This window comes from Kitasatospora sp. NPDC054768, from assembly GCF_053612025.1.
On record NZ_JBSHBN010000099.1, the window covers coordinates 24,962 to 35,464 of the forward strand.

Genomic DNA, 10,503 nt, shown 5'->3' on the forward strand with positions numbered 1-10,503 from the left:
TCCGTCCGTCAGACCACCAGGGGGCGGTCCGTGGGCCGGATCGGGGCGGGAAGCGGGGTCTTGCCGCCCAGGTACCTGTCCACCGCGGCGGCGGCCGAACGGCCTTCCGCGATGGCCCAGACGATCAGCGACTGGCCACGGCCGGCGTCTCCGCAGACGTACACGCCATCGACATTGGTGGCGAACCGGCCATCGCGGGCAATGTTACCGCGCGCGTCGAGGTCCGCTCCCAGCTGCTCGACCAGCCCGTTCCGCACGTCCGTCCCGGTGAAGCCCATGGCCAGGGTGACCAGCTGTGCCGGGACGGCCCGCTCGGTGCCGGGCACCGGCTCGAACCGGCCGTCCTTGAACTCCACCTCGACGAGGTGCAGTTCCTGGACGTTGCCGTCCTCGTCGCCGGTGAAGCGGGTGGTGTTGACGGAGTAGATCCGCTCGCCGCCCTCCTCGTGCGCGGAGGTGACCTTGTAGGTCATCGGCATGGTCGGCCACGGCTGGTGCCCGGGCCGCTCCTCGCCGGGCCGCGGCATGATCTCCAGCTGGGTGACGGAGGCCGCCCCCTGCCGGTGCGCGGTGCCGACGCAGTCCGCGCCGGTGTCGCCGCCGCCGATCACGACCACGTGCTTGCCCTTGGCGCTGATCGGCGCCTCGACGAAGTCGCCCTCCTGCACCTTGTTGGCCAGCGGCAGGTACTCCATGGCCTGGTGGATGCCCTTGAGCTCGCGTCCGGGCACCGGCAGGTCGCGGGCGGTGGTGGCGCCGGCCGCGACGACCACGGCGTCGAAGCGCTCGCGCAGCTGCTGGCCGGTGATGTCCTCGCCGACGTGCACGCCGGTGCGGAACCGGGTGCCCTCCGCCCGCATCTGCTCGATGCGGCGGTTGATGTGGCGCTTCTCCATCTTGAACTCGGGGATGCCGTAGCGCAGCAGTCCGCCGATCCGGTCGGCCCGCTCGTACACCACGACGGTGTGCCCGGCCCGGGTGAGCTGCTGGGCGGCGGCGAGGCCGGCCGGGCCGGAGCCCACCACGGCGACGGTCTTGCCGGAGAGGCGCTCGGGCACCTGCGGGGTGACCCCGCCCCGGTCCCAGGCCTTGTCGATGATGGTGACCTCGACGTTCTTGATGGTCACCGCGTCCTGGTTGATGCCGAGGACGCACGCGGACTCGCACGGAGCCGGGCAGAGCCGGCCGGTGAACTCCGGGAAGTTGTTGGTGGCGTGCAGCCGCTCGATCGCGCCGACGAAGTCGTCCCGGTAGGCCAGGTCGTTCCACTCGGGGATGAGGTTCCCGAGCGGGCAGCCGTTGTGGCAGAACGGGATGCCGCAGTCCATGCAGCGGCCGGCCTGCTCGGTAATGATCGGCAGGAGGCTGCGCTCGACGTAGACCTCGTTCCAGTCCTTGAGGCGGACGTCGACCGGGCGGCGCTCGGCCAGCTGCTTGGGCGTGGTCAGGAAGCCCTTGGGGTCAGCCATTAGCCGCCTCCATCATCTTCGCGGTGGTCTCGGCCTCGGAGAGGCCATCGCGCTCAGCGGCGTCCTTGGCGGCGAGCACTGCCTTGTAGTCGGTCGGCATGATCTTGGAGAAGCGGGAGACCCCGCTGCCCCAGTCCGCCAGGAGTTCGGCGGCGACGGTGGAGCCGGTCTCCTCGTAGTGCTGCTGCACGGTGTCGCGCAGCCAGTCGCGGTCGGCGGCGGTGGGGGCCTCGATGCCCACCATGCCGTCGTTGACGTTGGCGGGGCGCAGGTCCAGGACGTACGCGATGCCGCCGGACATGCCCGCCGCGAGGTTGCGTCCGGTCTCGCCGAGGACGACGACCCGGCCGCCGGTCATGTACTCCAGGCCGTGGTCGCCCACGCCCTCGACCACCAGGGTGGCCCCGGAGTTGCGGACGGCGAAGCGCTCGCCGGCCTTGCCGCGCAGGTGGACGCGGCCCGAGGTGGCGCCGTAGCCGATGGTGTTGCCGGCGATGACGTGGTTCTGGGCGTCGTTGCCGATGGCCGCCGCCTCGCGGGCCGGGCGGACGACGACGACGCCGCCCGAGAGGCCCTTGCCGACGTAGTCGTTGGCGTCGCCCTCCAGGCGCAGGGTCACGCCGCGCGGCAGGAACGCGCCGAAGGACTGCCCGGCGGAGCCGGTGAAGGTGACGTCGATGGTCCCCTCCGGCAGGCCCTCGCCGCGGTACCGCTTGGTCACCTCGTGGCCGAGCATGGTGCCGACGGTGCGGTTGACGTTGCGGATCGGCAGCTGGATGCGGACGGCGTCGCCGCGCTCCAGCGCGTCCTCGGCGAGCGTGATCAGCTGGTTGTCCAGGGCCTTGTCGAGCGCGTGGTCCTGGGTGGTGGTGCGGTGCCGGGCGGCCCCTTCGGGCAGTGCGGGCACGTGGAACAGCGGGGCGAGGTCCAGCCCGGCGGCCTTCCAGTGGTCGATCGCGGCCCGGGCGTCGATGTGCTCGGCGTGGCCGATGGCCTCCTCGATCGAGCGCAGGCCCAGCGAGGCCAGGATCTCCCGGACCTCCTCGGCGATGAACTCGAAGAAGTTGACCACGAATTCGGGCTTGCCGGAGAACCGCTCGCGCAGCACCGGGTTCTGGGTCGCGACGCCGACCGGGCAGGTGTCCAGGTGGCAGACGCGCATCATGATGCAGCCGGAGACCACCAGCGGGGCGGTCGCGAAGCCGAACTCCTCGGCGCCGAGCAGCGCGGCGATCACCACGTCGCGGCCGGTCTTCAGCTGGCCGTCGGTCTGGACGACGATGCGCTCGCGCAGCCCGTTGAGCAGCAGCGTCTGCTGGGTCTCGGCGAGTCCGAGCTCCCAGGGCCCGCCGGCGTGCTTCAGGGAGGTGAGCGGCGAGGCGCCCGTCCCGCCGTCGTGCCCGGACACCAGCACGACGTCCGCGTGCGCCTTGGAGACGCCCGCCGCGACCGTCCCGACGCCGACCTCGGAGACCAGCTTCACGTGGATGCGGGCCGCCGGGTTGGCGTTCTTGAGGTCGTGGATCAGCTGCGCCAGGTCCTCGATCGAGTAGATGTCGTGGTGCGGCGGCGGCGAGATCAGGCCGACGCCCGGGGTGGAGTGCCGGGTCCTGGCGACCCAGGGGTACACCTTGTGGCCGGGCAGCTGGCCGCCCTCGCCGGGCTTGGCGCCCTGGGCCATCTTGATCTGGATGTCGTCGGCGTTGACCAGGTACTCGGAGGTGACGCCGAACCGGCCGGAGGCGACCTGCTTGATCGCCGAGCGGCGCTCCGGGTCGTACAGCCGGTCCGGGTCCTCGCCGCCCTCGCCGGTGTTGGACTTGCCGCCGAGGCGGTTCATCGCGATGGCCAGGGTCTCGTGCGCCTCGCGCGAGATCGAGCCGTACGACATGGCGCCGGTGGAGAAGCGCTTGACGATCTCGGAGACCGGCTCGACCTCCTCGACCGGGATCGGCTCCCGGCCGAGGCCGTCCAGCTGGAACAGGCCGCGCAGCGTCATGAGCCGCTCGGACTGCTCGTTCACCCGGTCCGTGTACTGCTTGAAGATGTCGTAGCGGCGGTTGCGGGTGGCGTGCTGGAGCCGGAAGACGGTGTCCGGGTCGAACAGGTGCGGCTCGCCCTCGCGGCGCCACTGGTACTCGCCGCCGATCTCCAGGGCGCGGTGCGCGGCCGGGATGCCGGAGGCCGGGTACGCCTTGGCGTGCCGGGCGGCCGTCTCGCGGGCGATCTCCTCCAGGCCGATGCCGCCGAGCTTGGTGGTGGTGCCGGCGAAGTAGCCGTCGACCAGGTCGTGGGAGAGGCCGATGGCCTCGAAGACCTGGGCGCCGCGGTAGGAGGCCACGGTCGAGATGCCCATCTTGGACATGACCTTGAGCACGCCCTTGCCGAGTGCCTTGATCAGGTTCCGGATGGCCTTCTCGGGCTCGACGCCCGCGATGAACACGCCCTGGGCGACCAGGTCCTCGACCGTCTCCATCGCCAGGTACGGGTTGACCGCCCCGGCGCCGTAGCCGATCAGCAGGGCGACGTGGTGCACCTCGCGGACGTCGCCCGCCTCGACCAGCAGCGACACCCGGGTGCGCTGCTTGGTGCGGATCAGGTGGTGGTGGACGGCCGAGGTGAGCAGCAGCGAGGGGATCGGCGCGTGCTCGGCGTCGGAGTGCCGGTCGGAGAGCACGATGATCCGGGCGCCGTCGGCGATCGCCGCGTCGGCCTCGGCGGCGATCTCGGCGAGCCGGGAGGCCAGGCCCTGGCCGCCGGTGGCGACCTTGTAGAGGCCGGAGAGCGTGACGGCCTTGAGGCCGGGCTGGTCGCCGTCGGCGTTGATGTGGACGAGCTTGGCCAGCTCGTCGTTGTCGATCACCGGGAAGGTGATGCCGACCGAGCGGCAGGCGGCGGCCTCGGCGGCCAGCAGGTTGCCCTCGGGGCCGAGGTTGGACAGCAGCGAGGTGACGAGCTCCTCGCGGATGGCGTCCAGCGGCGGGTTGGTGACCTGCGCGAAGAGCTGCACGAAGTAGTCGAACAGCAGGCGGGGCTTCTCGCTCAGTGCGGCGATCGGCGAGTCGGTGCCCATCGAGCCGAGCGCCTCGGCGCCGGTGCGCGCCATCGGCGCGAGGACGACCCGCAGCTCCTCCTCGGTGTAGCCGAAGGTCTGCTGGCGGCGGGTGACGGAGGCGTGGGTGTGGGCGATGTGCTCGCGCTCGGGCAGCTTGGCGAGCTGGATCTGTCCGCCGTCCACCCACTCCTGGTAGGGGTGCTCGGCGGCGAGGGCGGACTTGACCTCCTCGTCCGGGACGATCCGGCCCTCGGCGGTGTCCACCAGGAACATCCGGCCGGGCTGGAGGCGGCCCTTCCTGGTGACCTTCTCCTGGTCGATGTCGAGGACGCCGACCTCGGAGGAGAGGACGACCAGGCCGTCCTCGGTGATCCAGTACCGGGCCGGGCGCAGCCCGTTGCGGTCGAGCACGGCGCCGATCTGGTTGCCGTCGGTGAAGGTGACGCAGGCCGGGCCGTCCCAGGGCTCCATCAGGTTGGAGTGGTACTGGTAGAAGGCGCGGCGGGCGGGGCTCATGGTGGCGTGGTTCTCCCACGCCTCCGGGATCATCATCAGCACCGAGTGCGGCAGCGAGCGGCCGCCGAGGTGGAGCAGCTCCAGGACCTCGTCGAAGGAGGCCGAGTCGGAGTGGTCCGGGGTGCAGATCGGGAAGATCCGCTCCAGGCCCTGCCCGTTGCTGTTGGCGGGGATGAGGTCGGTGGCGAGCTGCGACTCCCGGGCGTGCATCCAGTTGCGGTTGCCCTTGACCGTGTTGATCTCGCCGTTGTGGGCGACGAAGCGGTACGGGTGGGCGAGCGGCCAGCTCGGGAAGGTGTTGGTGGAGAACCGCGAGTGCACCAGGCCGATCGCGGACGCGTAGCTGCGGTCCGACAGGTCGGGGAAGAAGGGCTCCAGCTGGCCGGTGGTCAGCATGCCCTTGTAGACGATGGTGCGCGCGGACAGCGACGGGAAGTACGCCCCGGCCTCGCGCTCGGCCCGCTTGCGGACCACGAAGGCGATCCGGTCCAGCTCGATGCCGGCCCGGTCGGCGCCGGCCAGGAAGACCTGCCGGAAGCGCGGCATCACGCTGCGGGCGGCGGCGCCGAGCAGGTCGGGGGCGACCGGGACGTCGCGCCAGCCGAGGACGGTCAGGCCCTCCTCGGCGGCGATGCCCTCGATCCGGGCGACGGCCGCGGCGTCCTTCTCGTCGTCCTGCGGCAGGAAGGCGATGCCGACGGCGTAGGAGCCGGCCGCCGGGAGCTCGAAGGAGACCTTCCCGCGCAGGAAGGCGTCGGGGATCTGGGTCAGGATGCCCGCGCCGTCGCCGGAGTCGGGGTCGGCGCCGGTGGCGCCGCGGTGCTCCAGGTTGCGCAGGACGTTCAGCGCCTGCTCGACGATGGTGTGGTCGGCGATGCCGGTCAGCGTGGCGACGAAACCGACGCCACAGGCGTCGTGCTCGTTCCGCGGGTCGTACAGGCCCTGAGCAGCAGGTCGCGCATCCGGCACGAGCGCGTACGGCTGGCGGGCGGCGCCGGCCTGGGGCTCGTTGGCGGAGTGCATGGATGCAGACAGCATCGGCTCTCCCGTCGTCGTCTTTCGGCAAGTTGGTGCAAGTAGGGACGACGTTGGCCCTGATGCGATGGTGCGGTGTCGTGCAAGTTACATGATGCCCATGATCCCGAGAAGCGGAATATCCCGTCCACATGGCGGGACGACCCGCAGGTCAGGGGGTGTGTGGGAGGACGCGCCACAGTGCACGTCCCGACGATTGTGCCCAACCGTCCACCGCCCGAAACAGGGGCGAAACCGGATCGCCACAGAAGCCGATCATGAACGCCTGCGATTCCATCCCGGGAGCCCGTCCGCGGATGCGAATCCGCGGCTCGGGGGCCCGAATGGTGAGACAGTGCCAGGCGTCGCCGGGCGCCCATGTGTGAAACGTCACGCACTGCTCAGCATAGTCATGCACGACTCCGGTCAGCCCACATGGCCGCCGATCAGCCACCCGAGCAGGTAGGTCACCCCGGCCGCCGCACCGCCCAGCACCAGCTGCCGCAGCCCGCTGAACCACCAGCTGCGCGCCGTCACCCGGGCCACCACCGCGCCGCACAGGAACAGCCCGGCCCCGGCCAGCAGCATCGCGGGCAGCAGCGCGGTCGCCCCCAGCAGGTACGGCAGCAGCGGCAGCAGCGCGCCGAGCGCGAAGCACAGGAACGACGAACCGGCCGCCACCAGCGGCGAGGGCAGGTCGGTCGGGTCGACGCCCAGCTCCTCGCGGGCGTGCACCTCCAGGGCCAGCTCCGGGTCGGCGGACAGCTGCCGGGCCACCTCGTGCGCCAGCTCCGGGTCCACCCCGCGCGACACGTACAGCTGGGCCAGCTCGGCCAGCTCCCCGTGCGGGTTGCGGCTCAGCTCCAGCCGCTCGACCTCGATCTCGGCCTGCACCAGCTCCCGCTGCGAGGCCACCGAGGTGTACTCCCCCGCCGCCATCGAGCAGGCGCCGGCCGCCAGGCCCGCCAGCCCGGTCAGGATCACCGTCCCGTTGGACGCCGCGCCGCCGACCACGCCGGTCATCAGCGCGAAGTTGGACACCAGCCCGTCCACCGCGCCGAACACGGCCGGCCGCAGCCAGCCCCCGTTGACGTCCCGGTGGTGGTCGGCCGCGGGTATCCGGGGCTGGTGTCCGGCGTCGGCCTCCATGGTGATCGTGCTCATCGTCGTTCCCCTCCGTCGTGGTTCGTCAGCCCTGAACGTAGCCCGCCTGACCTGGGCATTTCCAGCAAAGTAAGGCTGTCCGAACACCACTGAGGCCACCCTTCGCAAACCTCGCGAAGGGTGGCCTCGGCCGGGGGAAGCCCCAGGTCAGATGGGGTTCTTGACGTCCTCGCCGACCGTCTCGGCGGCCGCTCCGCCGGCCGCGGGCCCGGCCGGCTCGCGCAGCACCGGCTTCCCGTCGGCCTTCTCCGGGGCCTTCCCGTCGGCCTTCTCCTCGGCCTTCATCCCGCTCTTCCCGCTCTTCCCGCTCGTGTCGCTCTTCTCGCCGGACCCGGCCTCCTCCGCCGCCAGGTGCGCGGCCGGATCGATGCTCGCCGGGTCCTCCCGCCCGGGCCGCGTCCTGCCCACGATCACGAAGTACGCCACCGCGGCGACGAACACCCCGATGGACACCCAGTCGTTCAGCCGCAGGCCGAAGTAGACGTGCGCCTCGTCGATCCGCAGCCACTCGGTCCAGAACCGGCCCACCGTGTACGCGGCCACGTACAGCGCGAACGCCCGGCCGTGGCCCAGCGTGAACCGGCGGTCCGCCCAGATCACCAGCACCGCGACGCCGACGCACCACAGCGACTCGTACAGGAAGGTCGGGTGGTAGACGCCCTTCACGACCTCGCCGTTGGCCAGCGTCTTGTCGATCTCCAGGCCCCACGGCAGGGTGGTCGACCGGCCGTACAGCTCCTGGTTGAAGTAGTTGCCCCAGCGGCCCAGCGCCTGCGCGAGCGCGATGCCCGGTGCGATGGCGTCGGCGTACGCGGGCAGCGGCACGCCCCGGCGGCGGGCACCGATCCAGGCGCCGACCGCGCCCAGCGCGACGGCGCCCCAGATGCCGAGGCCGCCCTCCCAGATCTTGAGGGCGTCCCAGGGGTTCTTCCCCTCGGCGAAGTACAGCCGGCCACCGTCGGTGATCACGTGGTAGAGGCGGCCGCCGACCAGGCCGAACGGCACGGCCCACACGGCGATGTCGCCGACGGTGTGCTTGGCACCGCCCCGGGCGACCCAGCGCTTGCTGCCGAGCCAGACGGCAACGACGACACCGAGGATGATGCAGAAGGCGTAGGCGCGCAGCGGGATCGGTCCCAGGTACAGGACGCCCCGCGACGGGCTGGGAATGTAGGCGATATCCATGGCAGTTCCGACGCTACAGGGTCCGACGGCCCGTTCGGGGCGCCTTGTGGTCACAGAAACCGAACAACGGGCGGCGCCGCCCCCTCCGGACGGGGAGGGGGCGGCGTGGCGGAGCGGGCTCAGCCGACCGTCGGCGACGGGTTGTTGGCCTCCGAGGCGGTGCTGGTCGGCGCCGGGGTCTGCCCGTGCGAACCCGCCGTACCCGGCTGCTTGCCCTGGTTCGCGGCGTCCACCCAGGCCACCAGGTTGGCCGGGGTGATCTCCTCGCTGCCGTTCTTCGGGTAGATCGGCTGGCCGTTGAGCAGCACCGTCGGGGTGGACTTGAAGCTGGACTTGTCGAAGTCCTGCTGCACCGCGGACACCCACCCGCCGAACTTGTTGTCGTTGACGCAGGACTGGAACTCGGGCGTGTCCAGGCCGTTGACCTGCTTGGCCAGGCTGAGCAGCACGGCCTTGTCGCCGAAGGCGTCGTTGGTCTCGTCCGGCTGGTTGCGGTACAGCACGTCGTGGAAGTCCCGGAAGTGCCCGGCGTCCTGGGCGCAGCCCAGGGCGTTGGCGGCGGTCTTGGAGCCCTTGCCCCCCACGGCCCGGTCGATGAACGACACGATGTGGTAGTTCGTGTAGATCTTCCCGGCGTCCTCCAGCTGGTCGATGGTGGACGAGAACTCGCGCTCGAAGGTGCCGCAGGCGGGGCAGCGCGGGTCCTCGTAGACCGTGAGGACGGAGGGCGCGTTGCCCGCGCCGACCGGGACGACCAGGTTCTTGTCGCCGATCGTCCCGGCCGGGACGGCGGTCGGCGTCTCCGGCTTGGAGCGCTGGTTCTGCACCACGACGCCGACGATCACCGCGGCGGCGATCACCGCGAGCACGGAACCGCCCACGATCAGCTTCTTCTTGCGCCGGGAGGAGACCTCCTCGGCCGCCCGCTGTTCCAGCATCCGCTCGCGGGCGGTGCGCTTGCCTTCTCGGTTCTTCTCGCTCATTGCCTTGACATCCACGGTCGGGGGCCTTCGTCGGGTGCAGGGGTGTGGGGGTCAGCTCGCCGGTGCGGGGGTGCGGGGGGTCAGTTCGCCAGCCAGGCGTCCACCGACAGCCGGGTGCGGGGCCGCCACAGCAGCCACCCGGCCAGCAGCAGGAACCCGGTGTCGCGCAGGATCTCCTGGAGGTACTCGGTCCGGGACTCGTCGACGTGCCCACCGCCGCCGAAGCAGCCGCAGTCGATCGAGATGCCGCGTGCCCAGGCGGAGGCGATCCCGGCGATGAAGACCAGCAGCAGCACCGCGGAGACCCCGGCCACCAGCCGGACGCCGAGGCCCACCACCAGCAGCACGGCCAGGGCCAGCTCCAGGAACGGCAGGCCGTAGCCGATCGGCTTGACCAGGCCCTCGGGAAGGATCTCGTAGGCCCGGACGGCCTGGGCGGCCTCCGCCGGGTCGGAGACCTTCGCCAGCCCGGCCCATCCCCAGACCACCGCGAGGCCGAGCCGCACGACCGTGCCGAGCCACTCGCTCCAGGCCGGCACCGGCCTCGCCGCCCGCGGCGCGGGCGCGGAGCCACCGGGCTGCGCGGTCATCAGGGAACCCCCCTCGGGAAACTCGTTCACTCCCTGATGAACCGCAAGGAATGAAGGGTGGTTCCTCCGCATTCGGGAATGAAGCCGGACGGGTGACGTTCTGTCCGAATGGACCGAACACCTGCGCGTCAGCGGCACCCCGCCGGCCATCCCGCTTCGAACAGATCGGGATGCCGGGCCGCCTCCGCGCACGCCACCGCCTCCCGCTCCGCGCGCTCGGCCCCGCGCCTGGCCAGCGCGTGCCCCACTTCCACGTGAACCCCGACCGCGGCGCCGAGCGCCAGCACGGCTGCCGCCGCCCGCAGCAGAACGGCCCGTTGGAGACCCCGCACCGGCTCACCCCTTCCGCTCGTCACCGCAACCGTTCGTGCACTCCTCCCTCCACTCAACGTCCGTCAACCCCGGCTGATGCGTGTCCCCACCCCTTGTTCACCCGTTCGGGTCCGCAGTCCGGCCGGAGCGCGGGGTGGAGGCGCGCGCCCGTGCCCACGCCCCGCGAAAAGCCGACGGCCCTCCACTCCCCGGGG

General features: G+C 71.6%; 6 protein-coding genes. All 6 read right to left on the reverse strand.

Translation table 11 applies throughout. The annotated features are described in order from the left end of the window. Nucleotides 1-8 precede the first annotated feature (8 nt). Entirely contained in the window at nt 9-1,469 is a 1,461-nt protein-coding gene (locus ACWGKU_RS26125; protein ID WP_401045320.1) for a glutamate synthase subunit beta, read from the reverse strand. Next, nucleotides 1,462-6,063, reverse strand: a complete 4,602-nt coding sequence (gene gltB / locus ACWGKU_RS26130; protein ID WP_452178452.1) for a glutamate synthase large subunit — start codon at nt 6,061-6,063, stop codon at nt 1,462-1,464. Before gltB ends, ACWGKU_RS26125 begins: the two co-directional genes overlap by 8 nt. Nucleotides 6,064-6,480: 417 nt before the next feature. Further along, complete coding sequence (locus ACWGKU_RS26135) at nt 6,481-7,203, reverse strand: VIT1/CCC1 transporter family protein (RefSeq protein ID WP_359910245.1); 723 nt, start codon at nt 7,201-7,203, stop codon at nt 6,481-6,483. A 162-nt stretch (nt 7,204-7,365) separates the two neighbouring features. Next, nucleotides 7,366-8,403: a prolipoprotein diacylglyceryl transferase gene (gene lgt, locus ACWGKU_RS26140; RefSeq protein ID WP_452178434.1), complete on the reverse strand. Its 1,038-nt coding sequence runs from the start codon at nt 8,401-8,403 to the stop codon at nt 7,366-7,368. A gap of 119 nt (nt 8,404-8,522) precedes the next feature. Further along, on the reverse strand, nt 8,523-9,386 hold the full coding sequence (locus ACWGKU_RS26145) for a DsbA family protein (protein ID WP_452178435.1): 864 nt from the start codon (nt 9,384-9,386) through the stop codon (nt 8,523-8,525). An 80-nt stretch (nt 9,387-9,466) separates the two neighbouring features. Then, on the reverse strand, nt 9,467-9,976 hold the full coding sequence (locus tag ACWGKU_RS26150) for a MauE/DoxX family redox-associated membrane protein (protein WP_401055632.1): 510 nt from the start codon (nt 9,974-9,976) through the stop codon (nt 9,467-9,469). Nucleotides 9,977-10,503: the final 527 nt, after the last annotated feature.

Bases quoted from the DNA above. Each gene is read 5' to 3' on its own strand.
- ACWGKU_RS26125 (WP_401045320.1), bottom strand. From the start codon at position 1,469: ATGGCTGACCCCAAGGGCTTCCTGACCACGCCCAAGCAGCTGGCCGAG.
- gltB (WP_452178452.1), bottom strand. From the start codon at position 6,063: ATGCACTCCGCCAACGAGCCCCAGGCCGGCGCCGCCCGCCAGCCGTAC.
- ACWGKU_RS26135 (WP_359910245.1), bottom strand. From the start codon at position 7,203: ATGGAGGCCGACGCCGGACACCAGCCCCGGATACCCGCGGCCGACCAC.
- lgt (WP_452178434.1), bottom strand. From the start codon at position 8,403: ATGGATATCGCCTACATTCCCAGCCCGTCGCGGGGCGTCCTGTACCTG.
- ACWGKU_RS26145 (WP_452178435.1), bottom strand. From the start codon at position 9,386: ATGAGCGAGAAGAACCGAGAAGGCAAGCGCACCGCCCGCGAGCGGATG.
- ACWGKU_RS26150 (WP_401055632.1), bottom strand. From the start codon at position 9,976: ATGACCGCGCAGCCCGGTGGCTCCGCGCCCGCGCCGCGGGCGGCGAGG.